This is a genomic window from Burkholderia ubonensis subsp. mesacidophila, from assembly GCF_002097715.1.
In the GTDB taxonomy this organism is placed as follows: domain Bacteria; phylum Pseudomonadota; class Gammaproteobacteria; order Burkholderiales; family Burkholderiaceae; genus Burkholderia; species Burkholderia mesacidophila.
The window spans coordinates 227,279-251,754 of sequence record NZ_CP020737.1; the positions used below are offsets into that span (position 1 = coordinate 227,279).

Annotated in this window: 25 protein-coding genes; 20 read left to right on the top strand and 5 right to left on the bottom strand. The window is 67.4% G+C overall.

Annotation, left to right across the window (positions count from 1 at the left end; all coding sequences use genetic code 11):
• Window positions 1–11 precede the first annotated feature (11 nt).
• Complete coding sequence (gene fliD / locus B7P44_RS01045; protein ID WP_084899701.1) at window positions 12–1,436, bottom strand: flagellar filament capping protein FliD; 1,425 nt, start codon at window positions 1,434–1,436, stop codon at window positions 12–14.
• 193 nt (window positions 1,437–1,629) lie between these two features.
• A complete protein-coding gene (locus tag B7P44_RS01050) occupies window positions 1,630–2,448 on the bottom strand; it encodes a flagellin domain-containing protein (RefSeq protein WP_084899704.1) in 819 nt (272 codons plus the stop codon).
• A 543-nt stretch (window positions 2,449–2,991) separates the two neighbouring features.
• Here B7P44_RS01050 and rpsU point away from each other — a divergent pair.
• On the top strand, window positions 2,992–3,204 hold the full coding sequence (gene rpsU, locus B7P44_RS01055) for a 30S ribosomal protein S21 (RefSeq protein ID WP_006401410.1): 213 nt from the start codon (window positions 2,992–2,994) through the stop codon (window positions 3,202–3,204).
• Window positions 3,205–3,351: 147 nt separating this feature from the next.
• On the opposite strand, the gene B7P44_RS01060 is transcribed toward rpsU, so the two are convergent.
• Window positions 3,352–3,954 (bottom strand): DNA-3-methyladenine glycosylase I, encoded by a 603-nt coding sequence (locus B7P44_RS01060; RefSeq protein WP_084899707.1) that lies wholly within the window; start codon window positions 3,952–3,954, stop codon window positions 3,352–3,354.
• A gap of 142 nt (window positions 3,955–4,096) precedes the next feature.
• On the opposite strand from B7P44_RS01060, the gene B7P44_RS01065 reads away from it, so the two are divergent.
• Window positions 4,097–4,969 (top strand): glucosamine kinase nucleotide-binding domain-containing protein, encoded by an 873-nt coding sequence (locus B7P44_RS01065; RefSeq protein ID WP_084899710.1) that lies wholly within the window; start codon window positions 4,097–4,099, stop codon window positions 4,967–4,969.
• A 113-nt stretch (window positions 4,970–5,082) separates the two neighbouring features.
• The gene (locus tag B7P44_RS01070) at window positions 5,083–5,907 is read left to right on the top strand and encodes a Cof-type HAD-IIB family hydrolase (RefSeq protein WP_084899713.1); all 825 of its coding nucleotides are present in this window, start codon (window positions 5,083–5,085) and stop codon (window positions 5,905–5,907) included.
• 108 nt (window positions 5,908–6,015) lie between these two features.
• Here B7P44_RS01070 and aqpZ read toward each other — a convergent pair whose 3' ends face one another.
• The gene (aqpZ, locus tag B7P44_RS01075) at window positions 6,016–6,759 is read right to left on the bottom strand and encodes an aquaporin Z (RefSeq protein ID WP_084899715.1); all 744 of its coding nucleotides are present in this window, start codon (window positions 6,757–6,759) and stop codon (window positions 6,016–6,018) included.
• Between the two features lie 297 nt (window positions 6,760–7,056).
• On the opposite strand from aqpZ, the gene B7P44_RS01080 reads away from it, so the two are divergent.
• On the top strand, window positions 7,057–7,353 hold the full coding sequence (locus B7P44_RS01080; protein WP_084899718.1) for an H-NS histone family protein: 297 nt from the start codon (window positions 7,057–7,059) through the stop codon (window positions 7,351–7,353).
• Between the two features lie 110 nt (window positions 7,354–7,463).
• Here the strand turns inward: B7P44_RS01080 and B7P44_RS01085 are convergent, their stop codons facing one another.
• Entirely contained in the window at window positions 7,464–8,528 is a 1,065-nt protein-coding gene (locus tag B7P44_RS01085; RefSeq protein WP_084899721.1) for a glycosyltransferase family 4 protein, read from the bottom strand.
• A 661-nt stretch (window positions 8,529–9,189) separates the two neighbouring features.
• Here B7P44_RS01085 and flhD point away from each other — a divergent pair.
• The 16 genes from flhD to B7P44_RS01165 all read left to right on the top strand — a co-directional run bounded on the left by flhD (window position 9,190) and on the right by B7P44_RS01165 (window position 24,282).
• Entirely contained in the window at window positions 9,190–9,510 is a 321-nt protein-coding gene (gene flhD, locus B7P44_RS01090; protein WP_010093028.1) for a flagellar transcriptional regulator FlhD, read from the top strand.
• 94 nt (window positions 9,511–9,604) lie between these two features.
• On the top strand, window positions 9,605–10,159 hold the full coding sequence (flhC, locus tag B7P44_RS01095) for a flagellar transcriptional regulator FlhC (RefSeq protein WP_042586778.1): 555 nt from the start codon (window positions 9,605–9,607) through the stop codon (window positions 10,157–10,159).
• Window positions 10,160–10,335: 176 nt separating this feature from the next.
• Entirely contained in the window at window positions 10,336–11,196 is an 861-nt protein-coding gene (gene motA / locus B7P44_RS01100; protein WP_017334904.1) for a flagellar motor stator protein MotA, read from the top strand.
• A 13-nt stretch (window positions 11,197–11,209) separates the two neighbouring features.
• A complete protein-coding gene (motB, locus tag B7P44_RS01105) occupies window positions 11,210–12,232 on the top strand; it encodes a flagellar motor protein MotB (protein ID WP_084899723.1) in 1,023 nt (340 codons plus the stop codon).
• Window positions 12,233–12,248: 16 nt separating this feature from the next.
• Window positions 12,249–12,626 carry a response regulator gene (locus B7P44_RS01110; protein ID WP_010093024.1) on the top strand — a complete coding sequence of 126 codons (378 nt, stop codon included), beginning with the start codon at window positions 12,249–12,251 and terminating at the stop codon, window positions 12,624–12,626.
• Between the two features lie 33 nt (window positions 12,627–12,659).
• Entirely contained in the window at window positions 12,660–14,864 is a 2,205-nt protein-coding gene (cheA, locus tag B7P44_RS01115; protein WP_084899726.1) for a chemotaxis protein CheA, read from the top strand.
• 48 nt (window positions 14,865–14,912) lie between these two features.
• A complete protein-coding gene (gene cheW, locus B7P44_RS01120) occupies window positions 14,913–15,428 on the top strand; it encodes a chemotaxis protein CheW (RefSeq protein WP_010093021.1) in 516 nt (171 codons plus the stop codon).
• 36 nt (window positions 15,429–15,464) lie between these two features.
• Window positions 15,465–17,360 (top strand): methyl-accepting chemotaxis protein, encoded by a 1,896-nt coding sequence (locus B7P44_RS01125; RefSeq protein ID WP_084899729.1) that lies wholly within the window; start codon window positions 15,465–15,467, stop codon window positions 17,358–17,360.
• A gap of 3 nt (window positions 17,361–17,363) precedes the next feature.
• Window positions 17,364–18,329 (top strand): CheR family methyltransferase, encoded by a 966-nt coding sequence (locus tag B7P44_RS01130; RefSeq protein ID WP_084899731.1) that lies wholly within the window; start codon window positions 17,364–17,366, stop codon window positions 18,327–18,329.
• The gene (gene cheD / locus B7P44_RS01135; RefSeq protein WP_084899734.1) at window positions 18,326–19,075 is read left to right on the top strand and encodes a chemoreceptor glutamine deamidase CheD; all 750 of its coding nucleotides are present in this window, start codon (window positions 18,326–18,328) and stop codon (window positions 19,073–19,075) included. Before B7P44_RS01130 ends, cheD begins: the two co-directional genes overlap by 4 nt.
• 71 nt (window positions 19,076–19,146) lie before the next feature.
• Entirely contained in the window at window positions 19,147–20,169 is a 1,023-nt protein-coding gene (locus B7P44_RS01140; RefSeq protein WP_269148817.1) for a protein-glutamate methylesterase/protein-glutamine glutaminase, read from the top strand.
• Between the two features lie 66 nt (window positions 20,170–20,235).
• Complete coding sequence (cheY, locus tag B7P44_RS01145; RefSeq protein ID WP_029226639.1) at window positions 20,236–20,631, top strand: chemotaxis response regulator CheY; 396 nt, start codon at window positions 20,236–20,238, stop codon at window positions 20,629–20,631.
• Between the two features lies 1 nt (window position 20,632).
• Window positions 20,633–21,355 carry a protein phosphatase CheZ gene (cheZ, locus tag B7P44_RS01150; RefSeq protein ID WP_084899739.1) on the top strand — a complete coding sequence of 241 codons (723 nt, stop codon included), beginning with the start codon at window positions 20,633–20,635 and terminating at the stop codon, window positions 21,353–21,355.
• Window positions 21,356–21,611: 256 nt separating this feature from the next.
• Window positions 21,612–22,115, top strand: a complete 504-nt coding sequence (locus tag B7P44_RS01155) for a DUF2844 domain-containing protein (protein WP_084899741.1) — start codon at window positions 21,612–21,614, stop codon at window positions 22,113–22,115.
• Between the two features lie 14 nt (window positions 22,116–22,129).
• Entirely contained in the window at window positions 22,130–23,383 is a 1,254-nt protein-coding gene (locus B7P44_RS01160; RefSeq protein WP_084906328.1) for a DUF3443 domain-containing protein, read from the top strand.
• 518 nt (window positions 23,384–23,901) lie between these two features.
• Window positions 23,902–24,282, top strand: a complete 381-nt coding sequence (locus B7P44_RS01165) for a DUF805 domain-containing protein (RefSeq protein ID WP_084899744.1) — start codon at window positions 23,902–23,904, stop codon at window positions 24,280–24,282.
• Window positions 24,283–24,476: the final 194 nt, after the last annotated feature.

Below are 24,476 nucleotides of genomic sequence, written 5' to 3' on the forward strand. Positions count from 1 at the left end.
GCAGCGGGCGCTTACTTGTTGTTGGCGAGCGCGCCGGCGCTGTTCTGGCCGCCGAACAGCTGGGTCAGGTACTTCGTGTTGTTCGCCATCGTCGCCATCAGCGTGTTCAGCGCGGTGAACTGCGCATTGTACTGATTCGTCAGCTGGGACGCGTAGGTCGACAGCCGGGTCTGCTGACTCGTCAGGTTCGCCACGTCCGCGTTGATCGCCTTGGTGCGCTGGTCGATCAGGCCGTTCGTCTGCGTGTAGCCGGTGATCAGCGAATTGAGCGTCTGGCCGATGCCGTTGGTCGTGTTGAAGATCGACGACACCGCCGAGCTGTTCGACGTGAGGGCAGTGGTCAGGGCGGCGGTGTCGACCTTCAACGAACCGTCGGCGTTCAGGTTGATGCCGATGGAGGCGAGCGAATAGGTCTTGCCGCCCGTCGTGACGCCGCTGCTGAGCGCCGTCGCGAGCGTGTTCTGGATCGAGGTCAGCATCGAGTCGCCGAGCAGCGGGCCGGCGTTCGACGTCGTCGGATCGTAGGACGACAGCTGTTTCGCGGTGGTCACGAAGTTGCTGTACGCGGTCGCGAAATTGTTGACCGCGGTCGTCATCGCGGACGTGTCCTGCGACAGCGTGATCGTCTGCGGCGTGTTGAGCGCGAGCGTGCCCGGCGCCAGGGTCAGCGTGACGCCCGTCAGCGCGCCCGATACGCTGTTCGACGCGCTCGTGACCGGCGTGCCGTCGATCGTCAGCTTCGCGTCGGCGGCCGGCGTGGTCGTCCCGTAGCCCGACGTCAGTTTCGAATTGACGCCCGTGCCCGTGATCGCGATGGTATTGGCTGCGCCGGTCTGGTTCGATTGCAGCACGAGGTGCTGGCCGTCCGAGCCCGTGACGACCGACGCGGTGACGCCGGAATTGCCCGATGCGGAGTTGATCGACGTGGCGATGTCGGACAGCGCCGCGCCGGCCGACACGTTGACGTTGAACGCGGGGTTGCTGCCGTACGTGATGCTCAGCGAGCCGGCCGAGATCGTATCCGACGACGTGACGCCGGCCGACGTCAGCTTGTTGGCGGTCGCGAACTGCGAGACGTTGACCTGGTACGAGCCCGCCACGGCGCCGGCGCCGCTCTTGATCGTCGTCGTGATGCCGGTGCCGCTCGCCGTCGCTGCGAGGCTGCTGAGCGTGCTGCCGTTCGACAGGCCGGTGATCGCGGTTTGAATCGCGGACAGGGCGGACTTCAGCTGGCCGATCGCAGTCAGTTGGGTGTTGTCGGCGGTCAGCTTGCCATTGAGGATGGCCGCCTGTCCTGCCGTCTTCGACTGAACCAGCGTCGACACGAGCGAATTGACGTCGAGCGTCGAATTGGTCGAGCCACTGATGAGCGATTGCCCGGCCTGGGCCAGGATGCTGCTGATATCCGCGCTGCTGACGGGGGTGGTGGTGGTCATGCCGTTGCTCCGGTCGTCCGCGCAATCAACGCGCGCGATGCGGCGGGTGGCCGCGGTTCAATGCAAAGAGGGAGGCGGGCCTCCCTGGAGAATTCGTTTCGGGGCTGTTCCGGCGGCGTCGCGATGCGTCGCATGGCGACGCCGCCGAGCCCGGAGGCGGGCGGGCGAACCGCCCGCCGCGCGTGCTTCTCGATTAGCCGAGGAGCTTCAGGACTTGCTGCGGCATCGAGTTCGCTTGCGCCAGAACCGAGATGCCTGCTTGCTGCAGCACTTGCGCCTTGCTCAGGTTCGCCGTTTCCGTCGCGAAGTCCGCGTCGGTGATCTGCGAGCGAGCAGCGCTCATGTTGGTTGCCTGGGTTTGCGTCGTCGAGATGGCAGCCGAGAACGTGTTCTGTGCTGCACCCAGCTGTGCCTGGAACGTGTTGACTTGCTTCAGTGCCGCGTCGATCGACGTGAGTGCCGACTGTGCTGCCGTCTGGTCGCTGACGCTCAGGGTGTTGACGTTCATGCCCGAGCTGTTCCACACCGTTGCGCCGAAGTTGACGGCGACGGTCTGGTTCGCTGCCGCGCCGATCTGGAACGTGACGTTGCCGGCAGCGCTCAGGATGGTCTGGCTGTTGAACGTCGTTTGCGTCGAGACACGGTCGATTTCGCCGAGACGCGTCGTCACTTCAGCCTGCAGGTTTGCGCGGGCGCCCGAATCCAGCGAGCCGTCGCCGGATTGTTGTGCCAGCACGCGGATACGCTGCAGGTTGTCGATCGTCGATTGCAGCGCGCCGTTGGCGGTCTGGATCATCGAGATGCCGTTGTTCGCGTTTGCCACGCCTTGCGTCAGCGCGTTGATCGCTGCCGTTTGCGACGTCGAGATCGCGAGGCCTGCCGCGTCGTCAGCTGCGGTGTTGATGCGCTTGCCCGACGACAGGCGGTTGATTGCCTGCGACAGCGCGTTTTGCGTGCCCGACAGGTTCGTCTGCGTCGACAGCGACAGGATGTTGGTGTTGATGTTCAGCATTTGCTTCCTCGTTTGGGAAAACGCCTGTGAGAGGCAGGTTTTCAATCTCGGCGTTGCGCTTATCGCGAGTAGCGCTGGCCGCCTTTCCTGGTTGACGGCGGCATCCGGAGAAAACTTTAGAGGGTTGCTCAAGGAAATTCGGGACGGAAAGATCGAACGGCCCCGCTGACCTCGGCCAACACAAGGCCGGCGGGCGCGCCGGACGGTTCGGGCGACTGACCGTCAAGTCGCCCGTCCGGCCGCGGCCCCGGAGGGCCGTCGGCGGCGCTCGTGAAAAGGGTGGTTTTCTCTGTGATTCCCTGATATGATGGCGGGCTGAATTGAGATTTTCTGTCACGCCTGTGCCGGCTCGGCACGTTTGCTGGCAGTCAAACGCGGCGCTGCACGCGGCTTGTGAAGCGTACTCGCGGTGCTTTCCGCCTCTCTTTTCCGGCCTCCGAGGCCGTATTTCCGCTCGTTTCGCCTGTTGTGGGAACGCCCGGATGGCCGGTGCGTGGCGCTTGGCCGCTACGTTTTTGACCGTTTAAGCAATTTAGGAACGACATGACGACGATTCTTCTGAAAGAAAACGAGCCGTTCGAAGTGGCGATTCGCCGCTTTCGCCGCGCTATCGAAAAAAATGGCCTGATCGCTGAACTGCGCGAGCGCCAGTCCTACGAAAAGCCGACCGCAGTCCGCAAGCGCAAGAAGGCAGCTGCCGTCAAGCGCCTGCACAAGCGCCTGCGCAGCCAGATGCTGCCGAAGAAGCTCCACTAAGAGCGTCTTACGGTTCGCCGCAAAACGGCGGAGCGTGCTTCGAAAGAAGCCGCTCCGCCGTTTTGCTTTTTGGGCAGCGCTCAGGCGCTCTGGCGGGCGCGAGCGGTGCGGGGCCCGGCACGCGGCCCGTCCGGGCCGCGCCCGCCGTTATCCGCCCGCGCGCCTGCGTGTCGGCCGCTTGCCGCCCAGCGCCGCGCACTGCGCGTGACACGGGCAGCCGACCTCATGATCGTTGACCATGCCGGTCGCCTGCATCAGCGCGTAGCAGATCGTCGAGCCGACGAACTTGCAGCCGTAAGCCTTCAGCGCCTTGCTGAGCGCGTCGGAGCGCTCGGTCGACGCGGGCGCGTCGCGATACGACTGCCACGCGTTCTGGATCGGTGCGTGATCGACGAAGGACCACAGGAATTTGGCGAGCGAGCCGTGTTCTTCGCGAATCCGCTGCACGGCCTGTGCGTTCGCGACCGCGGCCTGAACCTTCGCGCGGTTGCGCACGATGCCCGGGTCCTGCAGCAGCTTCTCGATGCGTTGCGGCGTGAAGCGCGCGACGGCGTCGACGTCGAAATCGGCGAACGCCGCGCGGTAGCCCGCGCGCTTGTTCAGGATCGTCGACCATGACAGTCCCGCCTGCGCGCCTTCGAGGATCAGCATCTCGAACAGGTGCCGGTCGTCGTGCGACGGCACGCCCCATTCGGTATCGTGATAGTGAGCGTCCGCTTCCGTTTTTACCCAGTTGCACCGCTGCGACATCGTGTGCCTCGCTTCCAGTATCGATTCGATCGCGCCAGCATAGCGGATGCCCGGTACGCGGCAAAGGCGGCCGAACGGCAGATGGGCGCGCGGCGCCGATCCGGTTAAGCTTGGCGCCTGTTCGAATCGGCAGGATGAAGTGATGACGGATTTTCTTTTCGCGATCGGCATCGACGGCGGCGGCACCGGCACCCGCGCGGTGCTGGCGGATCGGCAGGGCCGCGAGCTCGCACAGGGGCGCGGCGGCCCGTCGGGGCTCGGTCTCGGCATCGAGCGTGCGTGGGCGTCGATCGGCACCGCGTGCGCGGAAGCGTTCACGCAAGCGGGGTTCGCGCTCGACTGGTCGCGCTGCGTGCTCGGCTGCGGGCTGGCGGGCGTCAACAACGCGAGCTGGCTCGCGGCGTTTCGCGCGCAGGCGCCGCTCGCCGCGCTGGTGGTCGAAAGCGACGCGTATACGACGGTTGTCGGCGCGCACGGCGGCGCGCCGGGGCTGATCGTCGCGCTCGGCACCGGCAGCATCGCGGCGGCGCTCGATCCGGCCGGCGCGTGCCGGATCGCGGGCGGCTTCGGCTTTCCGTCGGGTGACGAGGCGAGCGGCGCGTGGCTCGGCCTGCGCGCGCTCGCATATGTGCAGCAGGCGCTCGACGGCCGCGTGCCGCGCGACGCGCTGGCTGACGCGCTCCTTGCCGAGATCGGCGCAGCGGATCGCGACACGCTCGTCGAGTGGTCGTGCGACGCGAACCAGACGGCCTACGCGCGCCTGGCGCCGATCGTCTTCGCGCATCGCGCGCATCCGTACGCGGCGGCGCTGATCGCGCAGGCGGGCGGCGAGATCGGCAAGATGATCGACGCGCTCGATCCGCAGCGCGCGTTGCCGGTCGCGCTGTGCGGCGGGCTCGCCGACGCGCTCGCGCCCGCGGTGCCGGCGCGCCACGCCGGGCGGCTGCGCGCGCCGCTCGAGGATTCCGCGCACGGCGCGCTGAGGCTCGCGCTGGCGGCGGCACAGGGCGGCTGAGCGGCGCCGGCGTGCCGGCGCGCGGCGCGCCAACCTGACAACTGCCCGACACGGCCCGGCGCGCGACGCTAGAATAGCGGTTCCGCAGAGCCAACCGCGCCTTATCCCGTCCCATGTACAAAGTCATCGCCACCGATCTCGACGGCACCCTGCTGAACAGCGATCACCAGCTCGACCCGTACACGATCGAGACCGTGCGCCGTCTCGACCGCGACGGCCTGCAGTTCATCATCGCGACGGGGCGCCACTATGCGGACGTCGCGGGCATCCGCGACCTGCTCGGCATCCGGCCGTACCTGATCACGTCGAACGGCGCGCGCGTGCATGCGCCCGACGACACGACGATCCACGCGCAGGACATCGATCCGGCGATCGTGCGCCGTGCCGTGCAGCCCGACGTCGTCGGCGCGCATGGCCGCGTGATCGTCAACCTGTTCGCCGATCACGGCTGGCTGATCGACCGCGATGCGCCGCACCTGCTCGATTTCCATCAGGATTCGGGCTTCCGCTACGACGTGATCGACATGGCGGCGCATGCGGGCGCCGACATCGCGAAGGTGCTGTACATCGGCGAGCCGGCGGACCTGGCGGTCGTCTCCGAACGGTTGCAGGCGCAATTTGGCGACGCGCTGTACGTGACGTACTCGCTGCCCGACTGTCTCGAAGTGATGGCGGCGAACGTGTCGAAGGGCCGCGCGCTGCGCGCGGTGCTCGGGCGGATCGGCGTCGAGCCGGGCCACTGCATCGCGTTCGGCGACAACATGAACGACATCGACCTGCTCGAAACCGCGGGCCACGCGTTCATGATGAACAACGCGAACCCGGACCTCGTTGCGCGCCTGCCGCACATCCCGCGGATCGGCAACAACTTCGACGCGGGCGTCGCGCGCCATCTGCGCGCACTGTTCGCGCTCGAGGACGGCGTCGCGGCGCGCTGAATCCTCCAATGAAAAACGGGCGCCGACGGCGCCCGTTGAATTTGCCTGCCTCGCTTTTGTTCGACAGCGTGAGGCTCGCTGCTCCTGCCCGCATAACCCCGTAGTGTTTTATTCGCTTGTGCGAGCGGATGCCGACGGCAGCAGGCCGGGGGCGTCGTCACGCCCCGCGACCAGCGGATAGATGACCCCGGCGAGCGCCGCGCCGATCAGCGGCGCGACCCAGAACAGCCAGAGCTGCCCGATCGCCTCGCCGCCGACGAACAGCGCCGGGCCGGTCGAGCGGGCCGGGTTCACCGACGTGTTGGTGACCGGAATCGAAATCAGGTGGATCAGCGTCAGGCACAGGCCGATCGCGATCGGCGCGAAGCCGGCCGGCGCGCGCTTGTCGGTCGCGCCGAGAATCACGAACAGGAAGAAGCCGGTCATCACGACTTCGCAGATGAATGCCGCGCTGAGCGAGTAGTGGCCGGGCGAGCGTTCGCCGAAGCCGTTCGTCGCGAAGCCGCTGCCGACAACGTCGAAGCCGGGCTTGCCGGTCGCGATCAGGTACAGCACGAACGCGCCGATCGTCGCGCCGATCACCTGCGCAACGATGTACGGCACGAGGTCGCGCGCCGGGAAGCGGCCGGCGACCGTCAGGCCCACGCTCACCGCAGGATTCAGATGGCACCCCGAAACATGTCCGATCGCGAACGCCATCGTCAGCACGGTGAGGCCGAAGGCCAGCGCGACGCCGGCAAAACCGATGCCGAGCCCCGGAAAGGCCGCTGCCAGCACGGCGCTGCCGCACCCGCCGAGCACCAGCCAGAAGGTGCCGAATACCTCTGCCGCGAGCCGCTGAGAAAGGTTCATGTGAGCAATCCAGTTCCAATGAGGTGAGACACGACGGCGGCGCGCACTCGATGCCGCCGCCCTGATTTGGTCTGGATTATAGGAAACGAATCGGGGCGAAGAGGGTCAACGATTGTTAAATAGGAATGCTGGACGAACGGCTTTTATTAGAATAAGTCCGCATTCCCGATATAGCCGTTTCGGTTAAAAATGCCGGCATTTATTTCGACGGGCACAGTGGCAGTGCGGATTGCGTAACGGATGCTTTGTGTCTAGGCTGGAATTGCCGGGGCCGCATCATGAAACAGGGAGCCGAAAATGTCTCAATACGCGAAACTCAGGGCGCAGATCGCCGATTTGCAGGCCCAGGCGGATGAAGTGCGCCGCCAGGAAGTCGAGGCGGTGATTGCCGATGTTCAGCGGGTGATCGCCGAATACGGCCTGACCGCCCAGGATCTGGGATTTGCCGAGCGCGCGCGGCGCGGCCGTCCGCCGAAAAAGGCGCCGCTGCCGGCGAAATACCGCGACCCGAAGTCGGGCGCCACCTGGAGTGGCCGAGGCAAGCCGCCGAATTGGATCGTCGGTAAAAACCGCGACCGTTTTCTGATCGCCTGATGCAGAGGACGTAACGAAAAGAGCCGCATCGTCGATGTGGCTCTTTCGTTTTTCGCGGCCGATTTCGGCGCGCATTTTCACGCCCGTTCCCGGGCGAATTTGCAGTGGCGTCAGCCGCCTGCGACCCGGCGCAATACCGGCTGTTTAGTCGATGCGCACAGTGTTTCGTAGGTGTCGACGTAGCGTTGCGCCATGGCTTTCGCGCTGAAGCGCGTGTCGAAGCGCGCGCGGATCGCGTCGCGCGACAGGCTGTCGATCCGGTGCAGCGCGCCGACCGCGCCCTGCACGTCCTCGACGATGAAGCCGGTCACGCCGTCCTCGATCACTTCCGGCACCGAGCCGCGGTTGAATGCGACGACCGGCGTGCCGCACGCCATCGCCTCGATCATCACGAGCCCGAACGGCTCCGGCCAGTCGATCGGGAACAGCAGCGCCTTCGCGCCGGAGAGAAACGCGGGCTTCTGCGCCTCGTTGATCTCGCCGATGAATTCGACGTGCGCCTCGCCGAGCAGCGGCTCGATTACTTCCTTGAAATAGTCGGCGTCGGCCTTGTCGACCTTCGCGGCGATCTTGAGCGGCAGCCCGCTTTGCGCGGCGATCCGGATCGCGGTGTCGACGCGCTTTTCCGGGCAGATCCGGCCGAGGAACGCGAGGTACTCGGGCTTCACGCCCGGTTGCGGCGTGAGCAGCGTGCCGGGCAGCCCGTGATACACGGTGCCGGCCCACGCGGCCTGCGGCAGCGGCTTGCGCTGGTTGTTCGAGATCGACACGACGGGCGTGTCGGGGAACGCGTCGAACACCGGCTGCAGTTCCGGCAGGTCGAGCCGCCCGTGCAGCGTCGTCACGTACGGCGTGTCGAGGCGCGACATCAGCGGGAACGGCAGGTAATCGAGATGGAAGTGCAGCACGTCGAATTCGTGCGCGACCCGGGCGACCTGCTCGAGCAGGCGCATATGGGGCGCCATCGTATCGCGGATCGACGGATCGAGCCGCAGCGCGCGCGGCCAGGCCGCTTCGAGGCGTGCGGACGTGACCGAGTCGCCGCTCGCGAACAGCGTGACGTCGTGGCCGAGCTCGACCAGGGCTTCGGTGAGGTAGGACACGACGCGCTCGGTGCCGCCGTAGAGTTTCGGCGGGACGGCTTCGTAGAGCGGTGCGATCTGGGCAATGCGCATGGGCGATCTCCGATATCGACCCGGCTCGGCGTTAGAGCGCCTGCTCGGGCCCCATGTAAAACGGTCGATCGGAGCGTATCCTTCAGCGTCGGACTCCGATCCCGGACAAAGCTGCACGGGTGGCGAAACTTGCCGACGCACGCGGGTGGCGGCGCGCGGCAGGGCTTCGGGCGGCAAGCTGCGGGGCGGACCGGCAAGCATCGCGCCACCGCCCATTGGAGCCATTATCGGGATCGGTCGGAAGGGTTCGAGTGTTTTTTCAAACACTTAAGGCTTGTTACACGCTGAAATACGAGAAAACCCCGATAAACGGGGTGGGACGCGGAATGTGAGACGTCCAAGTCAATTGTTGCGTCGCCGTGAAAAAGTACTATAATTTTTACCGATCTTCGCGCCGACAGCCTCGCCACTCGGTCATCCGCGGCATTCCGCCGCGTGAATTTCAACAATCTTCCTTTCAATTGCCTTTGTAGGAAAAATTCCTACACGGTTTACAGACAAATCCTGCGCGGCGCACGCCACTTTGCTGATACCGGCATAAAACCCGTTTAGCCAAAATCCCGTTGTAAGACCATAAACATGCCGATTGCGCGCCACGAGCCGCCACATCGAGCAAACGTTTTCATAACACGAATGGCCAAAGGCACTTAACGGGGAAATCATGAGCGCTACAAGCGAAATGCTCAGTGAGATCAAAGAGGTAAACCTGTCGTACCTCCTGCTCGCGCAACGCCTGCTGCGCGAGGACAAAGCGATGGGCATGTTCCGCATGGGAATTTCCGAGGAGCTGGCCGATGTCCTCGGGAACCTCACGCTCGCCCAGACCGTGAAGCTCGCGGCGTCGAACCAGATGCTGTGCCGCTTTCGTTTCGACGATCACGCACTGCTGTCGTCGCTAGCCGACAAGGGGCGCAGCACCGTGGTCTCGCACGCCCATTCGGCGATCCTGATGGCCGGCCAGCCGGTCGAAAGCGTCCGCTGACGCTCCCTGCCTTGCGTTTGTCCCGGTGCGCCGCGCCGGCGGCCGGCGCATGGGCATTTGATCCGAAGCAACGAAAAGCAGGCAGCTAACACTTATGGCAAGCAAAAGCGTCGTGGTCGAGGTGAAGGAAATCACCCTCGCCATCGAACTGATCGAACTGGGTGCCCGGCTGCAGTTGCTGGAGGCGGAGACGAGCCTGTCGCGGGACCGTCTGATCAAGCTGTACAAGGAGTTGAAGGGCGTATCGCCGCCGAAGGGGATGCTGCCGTTCTCGACCGACTGGTTCATGACGTGGCAGCCGAACATCCACTCGTCGCTGTTCTACAACATCTACCGGTTCATGCAGGACCACGGCCGCTGCGAGCCGATCCAGGCGATCGTGAAGGCGTACCGGCTGTATCTGGAGCACGTGAACCTGTCCGGCGACGAGGCGGCGCTGAGCCTGACCCGCGCGTGGACGCTCGTGCGCTTCTTCGATTCGGGGATGCTGCAGATGACGCCGTGCACGCGCTGCGGCGGCCATTTCGTCGCGCATGCGCATGATCCGCATCAAGGATTCGTGTGCGGGCTCTGCCAGCCGCCGTCGCGCGCCGGCAAGACCCGCAAGGCGGCGGCCGCGCAGGCGGGGCAGGCGGCGCTCGCGGTCTGAGCCCCTCGGGGCGGAGGCGGCGGGCCGCAGCCGCGTGCCGCGGGCAGGCGCGAGCCGCCGCGGAATGCTGGTAAACACGGCCCGGAGGCCGCCGCGGGGCGCCCAAAGTTTTCCTGCCGACTGCCGTAAACCACTTAACGGCGGTCTCCCCGCCGGCCATTCGTGAGGGACAGGCAGTGCTGATTATCGTAGGAACACTCGTGACGATTTTGTCCGTCTTCGGCGGTTACGCGCTGGCAGGCGGGCATCTGGGCGCATTGATCCAGCCGATCGAAATTCTGATGATCGTCGGCGCGGGCGTGGGCGCGTTCATCCTCGGCAACGGCATGAAGACCATCAAGGCGACCTTGCAAGTGCTGCCGACGCTCTTCAAGGGCTCGAAGTACAACAAGGACGTCTACATGGAGCTAATGGGGCTCCTGTACGTGCTGCTCGCGAAAGCGCGCAAGGAAGGCACGCTGACGCTCGAGGCCGACATCGACGATCCGGACAAGAGCCCGATCTTCACCCAGTACCCGAAGATCCTGGCCGACCGCCACATCGTCGAATTCCTGACCGACTACCTGCGGCTGATGGTCGGCGGCAACATGAACGCGTTCGAGATCGAGAGCCTGATGGACGAGGAGATCGAGACGCATCACGCGGAAGGCGAAGGCCCGGCGCACGCGCTGATGCGCGTCGGCGACGCGATGCCGGCGTTCGGTATCGTCGCGGCCGTGATGGGCGTGGTGCACACGATGGCGTCCGCCGACAAGCCGCCCGCGGTGCTCGGCGCGATGATCGCGCAGGCGCTGGTCGGCACGTTCCTCGGCATCCTGCTGTCGTACGGGCTGATCGGGCCGCTCGCGAGCCTCGCGGAGCAGCGCGTCGCCGAGTCGACGAAGATGTTCCAGTGCATCAAGGTGACGATCCTCGCGAGCCTGAACGGCTACGCGCCGGCGATCGCGGTCGAGTTCGGCCGCAAGGTGCTGTTCTCGACCGAGCGGCCGTCGTTCGCCGAGCTCGAAGAGCACGTGCGCCGCGTGAAGGCGAAGTGACGCGGAGCGCCCGATGAGCAAGAGCAAGGATCGCGCAATCGTCGTCAAGCGGGTGGCCCCGGCGAAGAAGGGCCACCACGGCGGCGCCTGGAAGCTCGCGTATGCGGACTTCATGACCGCGATGATGGCGTTCTTCCTGTTGATGTGGCTGCTGAGCTCGGTGACGCCGGTGCAGCTGAAGGGGATCGCCGAATACTTCAACACGCCGCTGCAGGCCGCGCTGTTCGGCAGCGGCGACCGCAGCTCGCAGGATTCGAGCATCATCAACGGCGGCGGGCGCGACATCTCGAGCATCGACGCGGGCTCGACGCGCCGCACCGACGGCTCGACCAGCCTGGCGGACCGCGTCGCGAAGAAGAACGACGACGAAGCGCAGGCCCAGGCGCAGGGCGCGCTCGAGCGCCGCGAGCAGGCGCGCCTGCACGACCTGCAGATCAAGCTGATGGCCGCGATCGAGGCGAACCCGACGCTGCGCCAGTTCAAGCAGCAGATCCGCATCGACTCGACGCTGATGGGGCTGCGCATCGAGATCGTCGACACGCAGAAGCGGCCGATGTTCGCGATGTCGAGCGATCACGTCGAGCCGTACATGCGCGACATCCTGCGCGAGATCGGCAAGACGCTGAACGACGTGCCGAACCGCATCATCGTCCAGGGCCACACCGACGCGGTGGCGTACGCCGGCGGCGAAGGCGGCTACAGCAACTGGGAGCTGTCGGCCGACCGCGCGAACGCATCGCGCCGCGAGCTGATCGCGGGCGGCATGGACGAATCGAAGGTGCTGCGCGTGCTCGGCCTTGCGTCGACGCAGAACCTGAACAAGGCCGATCCGCTCGATCCGGAGAACCGCCGGATCAGCGTGATCGTGCTGAATCGCAAATCCGAAGAGGCGCTGATGCGCGACGACGCGACGACCACGACGCTGTCGGCAGACGCCGCGGGCTCGAAGCAGCTCGCGCAGCAGATCGCCCCCCCGGCGACGGTGGGCGTGCGTCCGGCTCTGGCCGGCGCCGCCGCATCCGCGCCGCGACACTGAGGCTTCCGAGACTGACATGATCCGAACCATTCTTGCCATCGACGACTCCGCGACCATGCGTGCGCTCCTGCAGGGGACGCTTGCCCAGGCCGGCTATGACGTGACGGTTGCGCCGGACGGCGAAGCCGGCTTCGACATGGCGGCCACCGTCGCGTACGACCTCGTGCTGACCGATCAGAACATGCCGCGCAAGAGCGGCCTCGAAGTGATCGCGGCGCTGCGCAAGCTGACCGCCTACGCGGACACCCCGATCCTCGTGCTGACGACCGAGGGCAGCGATGCGTTCAAGGCCGCGGCGCGCGATGCGGGCGCAACCGGCTGGATCGAGAAGCCTATCGATCCGGCCGTGCTGATCGACCTGGTCGCGACGCTGTCCGCGCCGGCCGATTCCTGATTTGACCGCGACGACCTTATCCGGTGACCCGGCATGACTCTCGACATCACTCAGTTCTACCAGACATTCTTCGATGAGGCGGACGAGCTGCTCGCGCAGATGGAGCAGCTGCTGCTGAATCTGGACGTCGACGCGCTCGATCCCGAGGATGGGGCGGCGATCTTCCGCGCCGCACATTCGATCAAGGGCGGCGCGGCGACCTTCGGCTTCACGGCGCTCACCGAAACGACGCACATCCTCGAATCGCTGCTTGACCGCGTGCGCAACCACGAGCTGAAGCTGACGAAGGAGATGGTCGACGTCTTCCTCGAGGCGAAGGACGTGCTGTCCGACCAGCTCGCCGACTACCGCGCGAGCGCGGAGCCCGATGCGGCAGCCGCCGCGGCGATCTGCGCGAAGCTCGAACGGCTGAAGACCGGCGGCGGCGCGGGCGAGCCGGCGGCAGCCGCTGCGCCTGCCGCACCGGAAGCGCCGGCCGCATCGGCGGGCGCCGGTGCGCCCGACCACGTCGTCGAACAGGCGTTCGAGGCCGCACACCCGGCCGCCGGCGCGGCGGCCGAACCCGCCGCGGCCGCGGACGCCGGCGGCCCGCACCTGAAGATCACGCTGTCCGGCGTCGATGCGAAGGACCGGGAGCTGCTCGCCGAGGAACTCGGCAATCTCGGCCACATCGTCGGCCGCGAGGAGGCCGGCGCCGACCTGACGCTGTGGCTGCAGTCGGACGTGTCGTCCGACGACATCGTCGCGGTGTGCTGCTTCGTGATCGACGACAGCCAGATCAAGATCGGCCGCGGCACCGCGCCGGCCGCACCCGCGTCCGCTGACGCGCCGGCCGCCGCCGCGCAGCCCGCCGCAGCCCCGGCTGCGCCGGCCGCAGTAGCAGCAGCCGCGCCCGCGCCGGCCGCGCCCGCGCCGCAGGCTGCCGCACCGCAGGCAGCCCCGCAGGCCGCCGCCGAGCCGGCGCACGCGCCGCAGGCGCAGCCGCACCACGACGACAAGCGCGCGCGTCCGGCCGCCGCGGCCGCATCGGGCGGCGAGGGCAGCTCGATCCGCGTCGGCGTCGAGAAGGTCGACCAGCTGATCAACCTGGTCGGCGAGCTCGTGATCACGCAGGCGATGCTCGCGGAAACGGCGAGCGCGTTCGACCCCGCGCTGCACGACCGTCTCTTCAACGGGATGGCGCAGCTCGAGCGCAACGCGCGCGACCTGCAGGAAGCGGTGATGTCGATCCGGATGATGCCGATGGACTACGTGTTCAGCCGCTTCCCGCGGCTCGTGCGCGATCTCGCCGGCAAGCTCGGCAAGCAGGTCGAGCTCGTCACGTTCGGCCAGGCGACCGAACTCGACAAGAGCCTGATCGAGCGGATCATCGATCCGCTCACCCACCTCGTGCGCAACAGCCTCGATCACGGGATCGAGACCGTCGACAAGCGGCGCGCGGCCGGCAAGGACGCGGTCGGCCAGCTCGTGCTGTCGGCCGCGCATCACGGCGGCAACATCGTGATCGAGGTCAGCGACGACGGCGGCGGCCTGAACCGCGAGCGGATCCTCGCGAAGGCCGCGAAGCAGGGGATGCAGATTCCCGACAACATCAGCGACGACGAAGTGTGGCAGCTGATCTTCGCGCCGGGCTTCTCGACCGCCGAGACGGTGACCGACGTGTCGGGCCGCGGCGTCGGCATGGACGTCGTGAAGCGCAACATCCAGTCGATGGGCGGCCACGTCGAGATCTCGTCGCACGCCGGCAAGGGCACGACGACGCGCATCGTGCTGCCGCTCACGCTCGCGATCCTCGACGGGATGTCGGTGAAGGTCGGCGGCGAGATCTTCATCCTGCCGCTCAATTTCGTGATGGAGTCGCTGCAGCCGTCCGCGGAAGACATCTACACGGTCGGCAACGGCGAGCGCGTGGTGCGCGTGCGCGGCGAATACCTGCCGCTCGTCGCGCTGCACGAGGTGTTCTCGGTGGACGACGCGCGCACCGACCCGACCCAGGGGATCGTCACGATCATGGAAACCGAGGGCCGCCGCTTCGCGATGCTGATCGACGAGCTGGTCGGCCAGCAGCAGGTGGTCGTGAAGAACCTCGAAACCAACTACCGCAAGGTGCACGGCATCTCGGCAGCAACGATCCTCGGCGACGGCAGCGTCGCGCTGATCGTCGACGTCGCGGCGCTGAACCGCGAAACCCGTGCGACGCATGGCGCCAATGCGGCAGCCGCGCTCGCGAATTTCTGACTCTCGCCATTCAACTGATTGGGGGCAAACGTGTCTGCTGAAGTCCAAATGATCAATCCGGCCGCGGCGAATGCGGCCACGAGCCGCCGCGACGCGGAGCATGGCGACGCGACGGGTCAGGAGTTCCTCGTCTTCACGCTCGGCGACGAGGAGTACGGGATCGACATCCTGAAGGTGCAGGAAATCCGCGGCTACGACAGCGTCACGCGCATCGCGAACGCGCCCGATTTCATCAAGGGCGTGATCAACCTGCGCGGGATCATCGTGCCGATCGTCGACATGCGGATCAAGTTCCACCTGGGCCGCGTCGAGTACGACCACCAGACCGTCGTGATCATCCTGAACGTGTCGAACCGCGTGGTCGGGATGGTGGTCGACGGCGTGTCCGACGTGCTGACGCTGCAGACCGACGCGATCATGCCGGCGCCGGAATTCGGCGCGACGCTGACGACCGAGTACCTGACGGGCCTCGGCACGGTCGACGGCCGGATGCTGATCCTGATGGACATCGAGAAGTTGATGTCGAGCCGGGAAATGGCGCTGATCGAGACGCTCGGCGTATAAGCGCGCCGGGCGCAAGGAATTTCGGGAGAACCTGCAATGTTGCAAAACTGGTCGATCCGCACGACGCTCACGGCGGTCGGACTCATCCTCGCGTGCCTCGCCGCGGCGGTCGGCGGGCTCGGCCTCTATGCGCTCCATCACGCGAGCCGCTCGCTCGACGAGATCGCGCATAACGACCTGCCGGCGATCGCCTCGCTCGACGACACGTCGTCATATCTGCTGCGCGCCCGCGTGTCGCTCGACCGCTTCCGCTCGATGGCCGAAGGCGGCAATGCCGACGAGGCCGCCAAGGTGCTGGCGCGCGCGCAGGAGCTGTTCGCGAAGTCGACCCAGAACTGGCAGACGTTCCAGTCGACGCCGAAGAACGGCGTCGACCAGGCGCTTGTCGACGAGCTCGCCGCGCGCTACGCGACGATCGTCAAGGAAGGCATCGAGCCCGAGTTCGCGGCCGCGCGCGCGGGCGACATGGCGGCGTATCACGCGATCGCCGACACGAAGATCAGCCCGATGTTCGTCGCGTACGACCAGGCGTCGTCGGCGGCCTTCAACGCGCTGCAGGCACGCGCGGAAGCAAGCCAGGGCGCGACGCAGTCGCGCATTGCGCTGATGATCGCGCTGATCACGGCCGGCATCGCGCTGTCGCTCGTGATGGTGGTCGCCATTCGCTTCGCGCTGCGCGGGCTGATCATCCAGCCGCTCGAGCAGGCGGTCACGCACTTCGAGCGCATCGCCGCGGGCGACCTCACCGAGCCGGTGCAGGTCCAGAGCACGAACGAGATCGGGCGCCTGTTCGGCGGCATCCGGCGGATGCAGGACGCGGTCACGACGATGGTGCAGTCCGTGCATCGCGGCGCGGAGTCGATCGACGTCGGCGCGCGCGAGATCGCCACCGGCAACACCGACCTGTCGCAGCGCACGGAAGAGCAGGCCGCGTCGCTGCAGGAAACCGCGTCGAGCATGGAGCAGCTGACCGGCACCGTGCGGCAGAACGCCGAGAACGCGCGCCAGGCGAGCCAGCTCGCGGTCAACGCGTCGGACATCGCGACGCAGGGCGGCGACGTGGTCGGCCAGGTGGTCGACACGATGCAGGACATCGCGACGAGCTCGGGCAAGGTCGTCGACATCATCGGCACCATCGAAGGCATCGCGTTCCAGACCAACATCCTCGCGCTGAACGCGGCGGTGGAAGCGGCGCGCGCCGGCGAGCAGGGCCGCGGCTTCGCGGTCGTCGCGGGCGAGGTGCGCTCGCTCGCGCAGCGCAGCGCGACCGCCGCGAAGGAAATCAAGCAGCTGATCGGCGATTCCGCCGACAAGGTGCAAAGCGGCTCCGAGCTCGTCGCGCGCGCCGGCTCGACGATGGACGAGATCGTGCAGGCCGTGCGCCGCGTGACCGACATCATGGGCGAGATCAGCGCCGCGTCCGAAGAGCAGTCGACCGGCATCGAGCAGGTCAACCGCGCGGTCGGCCAGATGGACGCCGTCACGCAGCAGAACGCGGCGCTCGTCGAGCAGGCCGCGGCCGCCGCCGCGTCGCTCGAGGAGCAGACGCGTCAGATGAAGGCGGTCGTGTCCGGCTGGCGCGTGATCGGCGGCATCGCGCATGCGGCCGCGCCCGTGCGGTCCGCACCGCCCGCGCTGCCCGCCGCGCGTCCGGCGCCGCAGCCGGCCGCCGTGCCGGCGCTGCCGCACGCGGCATCCGCACACAAGCATGAACCGCAGCCCGTGAAGCGCGCCGCGCTCGCCGCCGAACCGAGGGCGTCGTCGGGCAACGCGCCGGCAGCGGGCGGCTATGCGCCGCGCGTCGCGAAGCCGGCCGCCGCGAAGCCTGCCGCGCCGGCGGCGAAGCCCGCGCTCGTGCGGCCCGCGCTGTCCGGCGAGAAGCCGGCGCCCGCGGCTGCCGGCAGGTCCGACGACGATTGGGAGACCTTCTAAGCCATGTTGACCGCGCGCGCTCCGCATCGTGCCGAACCCCAGGACGCATCGCCACGGGCTGGTGAAGCCGGGCGCGACTTCGCGTTCACGGCCGCCGACTTCGCGCGCATCCGCACGCTGATCCACCAGCGCGCGGGGATTTCGCTGTCCGAGCACAAGCGCGACATGGCGTACAGCCGGCTCGCGCGCCGGCTGCGCGCACGCGGTCTCGACACGTTCCGCGACTATCTCGACCAGCTCGAGCGGGAGGACGATCCCGTCGAGTGGGAGGCCTTCACCAACGCGCTGACGACGAACCTCACCGCGTTCTTCCGCGAGGCGCATCACTTCCCGATCCTCGCCGATTTCGTGAAGGGCCGCGACGCGCCGGTGTCGGTGTGGTGCTCGGCCGCGTCGACCGGCGAGGAGCCGTATTCGATCGCGATCACGCTGATCGAGGCGCTCGGCGACTCGGCGGCGCGCAGCGCGTCGATCCTCGCGACCGACCTCGACACGCAGGTGCTCGCGAAGGCCGAGGCCGGCATCTACACGTACGACCAGGTCAAGCACCTGTCGCCGGAGCGCCTGAAGCGCTTCTTCCTGAAAGGCACGGGCGCGCAGGCCGGCCGCGTGAAGGTGCGCCCGGAGCTGCGCGCGATGATCCGCTTCGAGCAGCTCAACCTGACCGATGCCGACTACGGGATCGGCAAGCCGTTCGACGCGATCTTCTGCCGCAACGTGATGATCTACTTCGACAAGCCGACGCAGGGGCAGGTGCTGTCCCGCTTCGAGCCGCTCGTGAAGCCGGGCGGCCTGCTGTTCGCCGGCCACTCGGAGAACTTCACGTACGTCACGCAGGCATTCCGGCTGCGCGGCCAGACGGTCTATGAACTGACGCGCGACACGTCGCGCCTGGCCGCGTCGGGCGGCGGCGCGCCGCGCGCGCGCCTGAGCGGGGCCGCGACGCCGGCCGTCGGGGAACGCCGATGAGTGCGCTGCCGATCGCGACCAACCGCTACTTCGACAACCACTTCGGCCTGCCGGGCGTGAAGCTGTTGCCGAACGAGTTCTATACGACCCACGACGACATGGTGCTGATGACCGTGCTCGGCTCGTGCGTGGCCGCGTGCCTGCACGATCCGTACGCGGGCATCGGCGGGATGAACCACTTCATGCTGCCCGACGACGGCGCGGACGCGTGCGCGGCCGCGTCCGAGTCGATGCGCTACGGCGCCTACGCGATGGAAGTGCTGATCAACGAAATGATCAAGGCGGGCGGCCGGCGCGAGCGCTTCGAGGCGAAGGTGTTCGGCGGCGCGGCCGTGCTCGCCGGCATGACGACGATCAACATCGGCGACCGCAATGCGGACTTCGTGCGCCGCTATCTCGCGCTGGAGCGCATCCGGATCACGGCGGAAGACCTGCAGGGCGTGCATCCTCGCAAGGTCGCGTTCATGCCGCATTCGGGGCGCGCGGCGGTGAAGAAGCTGCGCCTGCAGGTGCACGGCGTCACGGAGCGCGAAGCCGCGCTCGCGCACTCGGCGGAACGCGCCGCGCGGCCCCGCCCGCACGTCGAGCTGTTCAGCGCGCCGGCGAAGCGGCCCGCGCCGGGCCAGTCCGGTGGGGTCTCACTCGCGAAACAGCCGGGCGCGGCCCAGCCGGCGCGTGCGCGCATCGAGCTGTTCGGCGCGCGCAGCGGCGCAGGCGGCCCGTTCGCCCAGACGATATCGAAATAGCAGGAGGCAAGAACGCAGTGCAAAAGATCCAAGTATTGTGCGTCGACGATTCGGCGCTGATTCGCAGCCTGATGACCGAGATCATCAACGCCCAGCCCGACATGGAAGTGTGCGCGACCGCGCCGGATCCGCTCGTCGCGCGCGATCTCATCAAGCAGCACAATCCGGACGTCCTGACGCTCGACGTCGAAATGCCGCGCATGGATGGGCTCGACTTCCTCGAGAAGCTGATGCGCCTGCGGCCGATGCCGGTCGTGATGGTGTCGTCGCTGACCGAGCGCGGCTCGGAAATCACGCTGCGCGCGCTCGAGCTGGGCGCCGTCGACTTCGTCACGAAGCCGCGTGTCGGCATCCGCGACGGAATGCTCGACTACGCGGAGAAGCTCGCCGACAAGATCCGCGCGGCGTCGCGCGCCCGCGTCCGGCAGGCGCCGCAGCCGCAGGCCGCGGCCGCACGCGCGGCGAGCGGCCATCCGACTGCGCCGATGCTCAACAATCCGCTCGTCAGTACCGAAAAGCTGATCATCGTCGGCGCGTCGACGGGCGGCACCGAGGCGATCCGCGAAGTGCTGACGCCGCTGCCGCCGGATGCACCGGCGGTGCTGATCGCGCAGCACATGCCGCCCGGCTTCACGAAGTCGTTCGCGCAGCGCCTGAACGGCCTGTGCCGGATCGCGGTGAAGGAAGCCGAGCACGGTGAACGGGTGCTGCCCGGCCACGCGTACATCGCGCCCGGCCACGCGCACTTGCTGCTGGCCCGCAGCGGCGCGAACTACATCGCGCAGCTGTCCGACGAGCCGCCGGTCAACCGGCACCGGCCGTCGGTCGACGTGCTGTTCCGCTCGGCGGCGACGCACGCCGGCAAGAACGCGATCGGCGTGATCCTGACCGGGATGGGCCGCGACGGCGCGGCCGGCCTGCTGGAGATGAAGCGCGCGGGCGCTTACACGTTCGCGCAGGACGAGGCGAGCTGCATCGTGTTCGGGATGCCGCGCGAGGCGATCGCGCTGGGCGGCGCGGAAGAAATCGTGCCGCTCGCCGACATGAGCCGCCGCGTGATGTCGCGCCTCGCGGATCGCGTGCAGCGCGTATAAGGAATTGTGCCGGACGCGCGCTATCATGCACGCGTTTCGACGAAACGAATCTGGAAAGGAACAATGATGGACAAGAGCATGAAAATCCTGGTGGTGGACGACTTCCCGACGATGCGCCGGATTGTCCGCAACCTGCTCAAGGAACTGGGCTACACGAACGTCGACGAGGCGGAGGACGGCGCGGCCGGTCTCGCGCGGCTGCGCGGCGGCGGCTTCGACTTCGTGATCTCCGACTGGAACATGCCGAACCTCGACGGCCTCGCGATGCTGAAGGAAATCCGCGCGGACGCGACGCTCACGCACCTGCCGGTGCTGATGGTCACGGCCGAGTCGAAGAAGGAGAACATCATCGCGGCGGCGCAGGCCGGCGCGAGCGGCTATGTCGTGAAGCCGTTCACGGCGGCGGTGCTCGACGAGAAGCTGAGCAAGATCATCGAGAAGATGGCGAAGACCGGGAGCTGACGTGAACGAGCCGATCCACGCGGCGATGGCGGGCGCGGGCTTTGCCGCCGACAGCCATCCCGAAGGCGCCGACCTGGCGGCCGACCGCATCCTCGCGCGCATTGGCTCCGTCACGCGCGCGCTGCGCGACTCGATGCGCGAGCTCGGACTCGACAAGCACGTCGAGCGCGCGGCGGAAGCCGTGCCGGACGCGCGCGACCGGCTGCGCTACGTCGCGACGATGACCGAGCAGGCGGCCGAGCGCGTGCTGACCGCGATCGAGGTCGCGAAGCCGATGCAGGAGCGCATGCAGAACGAGGCCGAGGCGCTCGACGCGCGCTGGGCGCAGTGGTACGCGGCGCCGATCGAGCGCGCGGAGGTCCGCGAGCTGATGGACGACACGCGCTCGTTCCTGCGCGCGCTGCCGGACGCGACGTCCGCGACCAGCGCGCAGCTGCTCGAGATCATGCTCGCGCAGGACTTCCAGGACCTGACCGGGCAGGTGATCAAGAAGATCATGGACATGGTCTACCTGATCGAGCAGCAGCTCCTGACCGTGCTGGTCGAGAACATCGCGCCGGAGCGGCGCGAGCAGTTCGCGGCGTTCGCGGCCGAGCAGGTGATGAGCAGCACCGGCAGCCCCGAATCGCTGCTGAACGGCCCGCAGATCAACCCGGAAGGCAAGACCGACGTCGTCCAGGACCAGGCGCAGGTCGACGATCTGCTCGCAAGCCTCGGCTTCTGACCTTCCCGAGGGCGCGCCGTCCGGCGCCGCCCGCCCGGGCCTCGCGCGGCGGCCGCTCCGGCGGCTCCCCGGCGGCACGGCCCCGGGCGAATCCTCATGCGCGCCGTTGACACTTGGTTACACTCCGCAGGCATACTACGCTTCAAGCTGTATCAGAATCACCGTTCGTCGGTTTGTCTGACACGACATGACGCGATGGCGTCGCGGTTCGCACCGCGCTCGCCGTCGACAACGAGGCAAGTCCCTGGGGGGGAACGTGAACCTGAAACGTCTGGGCTGTGCCGTTGCGTGCGCGACGGCCTCGATGGGCGTGCTGTGGAGCATCCACGCGCACGCGGAACTGGGCGGCGCGCCGATGTCGCCGCCGGCGGACGATCGCACCGCCACCGTGCGCGCGCTGCAGCGCGCGATGCGCTCGGCCGACGGCTCGTCGGCGAGCGCGGCCGCCTACACCGTGCGCGAGCTCTCGGTCGCATCCGGCACCGTGATCCGCGAATACACGTCCGCCGCCGGCACCGTGTTCGGCGTCGCGTGGCGCGGCCCGACGATGCCCGATTTCGGCCAGGTGTTCGGCAGCTATCTTCCGCAGTACAAGGCCGGCGTCGAAGCGGCGCACGCGGCGCGCGGCTGGCGCGCGCCCGTGTCGGTCGACTCGAGCGCCATCGTGATCCGGACGGGCGGCCACATGGGCTCGTTCTCGGGGCAAGCCTGGCTGCCGCAGGCGCTGCCTGCCGGCGTGACCGGCAACGACATCCAGTGACCGGGAGAGTGATCTTGCGAATTTCTCGTACCTTCATTCGCTGGCTCGGCGCACTGAGCCTCGCGGCCGCCACGGCCGTACTCGTCGCCGCGTGCGGCGGCGGCGACGGCGGCGGTTCCCCGCCGCCGCCCGCGCCCACCGCGTCGAACACAGCGGTCATCACCGTGGACCGGGGCGTCGCCAACGTCATCAACATCCCGACCGTCAGCGTGACCGTCTGCGCGCCGGGCACGTCGAACTGCCAGGTCGTCAGCAACGTGCTGGTCGATACCGCGTCGTACGGGCTGCGGCTCGTCAGCGACGCGGTGCCGGGCGTGCTGGGCAACCTGCCCGTGACGACCGTGAACGGCGCGCCGCTCGCCGAGTGCGGCAAGTTCGTGTCGACCTACACGTGGGGCTCGGTGCGCACCGCCGACCTGAAGATCGGCGGCGAAATTGCCAGCTCGCTGCCGGTGCAGATCCTCGGCGACCTCGGCTCCACCAACGTCCCGACCTCGTGCACGAACAACGGCACGGCCGCCAACTCGGCGGGGGCGCTCGGCGCGAACGGCATCCTCGGCATCGGGCCGGCGCCGTTCGACTGCGGCGTGAGCTGCACGACGTCGACGTCGTCGTTGAGCAACAACTACTACGCGTGCCCGAACGGCAATGCGAGCTGCAACGTGACGCTCGTGCCGCTCGCGCAGCAGGTGGCCAATCCGGTGCAGCGTTTCGCGAGCGACAACAATGGCGTGATCGTGCAGATGCCGGGCATCTCGGCCACCGGCCAGGCGAGCGCGACGGGGCTGCTGACGTTCGGCATCGGCACGCAGTCCAACAATGCGCTGGGCGCCTCGAACGTGCTGCCGTCCACGACGACGGGCGACGTCACCGCATCGTTCCTCGGCCGTACGTTGTCGCCGGCGGCCGGTGGCGGCGCGTTCTTCGATACGGGTTCCAACGCCTATTTCTTCGACGACACGCAGACTCGCTGCACGCGCAATACCCCGTTCTACTGTCCGTCGGGGACCGTGAACTATACGGCGACGCTCACGGGCCAGAACGGTGCGCAGGCGATGGTGACCATGCCGGTCGCGAATGCGGATGCGCTGTTCGCGAACCCGTCGACGTTCGCGTTCAACGATATCGGCGGGCCTTTCGGCTCCGCGCCGGTCACGAACCCGGCGCCATGGCTCGATATCGGCCTGCCGCATTTCTACGGCAAAACGATCTACTTCGGGATGGACCTGCGCGGCAGCGGCGGCGCCGCACCCTACGTCGCATTCTGAGCGGCGGCGGGCGGACCGCATGACAAAGGGGGGCGAGCGATCGCCCCCTTTTTTTTATTGAGCCGGGGGCGGTCGATTTTGTCTGCTGTTATTTAAAAATAACGCGGCATGATGCGTGACGGTTATCGCGCGGACGGCCGGCCGCATAAAATCGCTTAAATCCGACGAAATTCCACCTATACTTTTCGCGTGGTTTCCGGGGTCGTTGATTAGGGCCTGTTCACGCTAATAACGGGCTTGCGAACGTACCTTGCCGGTCGCAGTGCAAGGCGTGAGGAGCGCCGTTTGGCCGAGCCAAACAAGCGACGAGCAACGCCGCAATGCGGCCGGCAAGGTACGTTCCCGTGATTAAAAAAATCATTTGTGGGGCTTGCCGCCAGAAGGGCCGATCGCCGCGTCATGCTCCTTGCGAATACGCCCGGTATTCGCTGCGTCCCATTCCTTGCGCTCGGCCCTTCTGGCGGCAAGCGCAAGCCCGTTATTAGCGTGAACAGGCCCTGGAACACGAGGTGAACAAAATGAATTTCACCGATGCCGTTCGTTCAGCGTTCAATCAATATGCGACATTCGAAGGCCGGGCGCGCCGCGCGGAATACTGGTATTTCGCGTTGCTCACGTTCGCCGTGTCGCTCGTCTGCCAGTTGATCACGATGCTCGGCCATGACGCGAGCACGCCCGCGCTGCTGCTGTCGGTGGCGGCCCTGCTGATCTCGCTGGCGCTGCTCGTGCCGAGCCTCGCGGTGACCGTCCGCCGCCTCCACGATATCGGCCGTTCGGGCTGGTTCCTGCTGATCGCGCTCATTCCGATCATCGGCGGGATCATCCTGCTCGTCTGGATGTGCGCGCGCGGCACCGAAGGCCCCAACCGCTTCGGTCCCGATCCACGCGCCGCCGCCTGACCGGCGCGCGGCAGGTCGCCGCGACGGCGACGCGGCTGCCGGCGGCTGCCCACCCGCAGCTGGCCGCCCGCAGCCGCCCTCCACAGCTGGCCGCCCGCCCGATTCCCCGAAATACCCCCCTTTCCAGGCTTTGCTCGACCGATCGGCGTTTGACGCGTCCATGAATAATCGGTGTCACTGGAAAGCGGCATCCC

Coding starts and splice junctions, on each gene's coding strand:
- fliD (WP_084899701.1), bottom strand. CDS start 1,436: ATGACCACCACCACCCCCGTCAGCAGCGCGGATATCAGCAGCATCCTG.
- B7P44_RS01050 (WP_084899704.1), bottom strand. CDS start 2,448: ATGCTGAACATCAACACCAACATCCTGTCGCTGTCGACGCAGACGAAC.
- rpsU (WP_006401410.1), top strand. CDS start 2,992: ATGACGACGATTCTTCTGAAAGAAAACGAGCCGTTCGAAGTGGCGATT.
- B7P44_RS01060 (WP_084899707.1), bottom strand. CDS start 3,954: ATGTCGCAGCGGTGCAACTGGGTAAAAACGGAAGCGGACGCTCACTAT.
- B7P44_RS01065 (WP_084899710.1), top strand. CDS start 4,097: ATGACGGATTTTCTTTTCGCGATCGGCATCGACGGCGGCGGCACCGGC.
- B7P44_RS01070 (WP_084899713.1), top strand. CDS start 5,083: ATGTACAAAGTCATCGCCACCGATCTCGACGGCACCCTGCTGAACAGC.
- aqpZ (WP_084899715.1), bottom strand. CDS start 6,759: ATGAACCTTTCTCAGCGGCTCGCGGCAGAGGTATTCGGCACCTTCTGG.
- B7P44_RS01080 (WP_084899718.1), top strand. CDS start 7,057: ATGTCTCAATACGCGAAACTCAGGGCGCAGATCGCCGATTTGCAGGCC.
- B7P44_RS01085 (WP_084899721.1), bottom strand. CDS start 8,528: ATGCGCATTGCCCAGATCGCACCGCTCTACGAAGCCGTCCCGCCGAAA.
- flhD (WP_010093028.1), top strand. CDS start 9,190: ATGAGCGCTACAAGCGAAATGCTCAGTGAGATCAAAGAGGTAAACCTG.
- flhC (WP_042586778.1), top strand. CDS start 9,605: ATGGCAAGCAAAAGCGTCGTGGTCGAGGTGAAGGAAATCACCCTCGCC.
- motB (WP_084899723.1), top strand. CDS start 11,210: ATGAGCAAGAGCAAGGATCGCGCAATCGTCGTCAAGCGGGTGGCCCCG.
- B7P44_RS01110 (WP_010093024.1), top strand. CDS start 12,249: ATGATCCGAACCATTCTTGCCATCGACGACTCCGCGACCATGCGTGCG.
- cheA (WP_084899726.1), top strand. CDS start 12,660: ATGACTCTCGACATCACTCAGTTCTACCAGACATTCTTCGATGAGGCG.
- cheW (WP_010093021.1), top strand. CDS start 14,913: ATGATCAATCCGGCCGCGGCGAATGCGGCCACGAGCCGCCGCGACGCG.
- B7P44_RS01125 (WP_084899729.1), top strand. CDS start 15,465: ATGTTGCAAAACTGGTCGATCCGCACGACGCTCACGGCGGTCGGACTC.
- B7P44_RS01130 (WP_084899731.1), top strand. CDS start 17,364: ATGTTGACCGCGCGCGCTCCGCATCGTGCCGAACCCCAGGACGCATCG.
- cheD (WP_084899734.1), top strand. CDS start 18,326: ATGAGTGCGCTGCCGATCGCGACCAACCGCTACTTCGACAACCACTTC.
- B7P44_RS01140 (WP_269148817.1), top strand. CDS start 19,147: ATGACCGAGATCATCAACGCCCAGCCCGACATGGAAGTGTGCGCGACC.
- cheY (WP_029226639.1), top strand. CDS start 20,236: ATGGACAAGAGCATGAAAATCCTGGTGGTGGACGACTTCCCGACGATG.
- B7P44_RS01165 (WP_084899744.1), top strand. CDS start 23,902: ATGAATTTCACCGATGCCGTTCGTTCAGCGTTCAATCAATATGCGACA.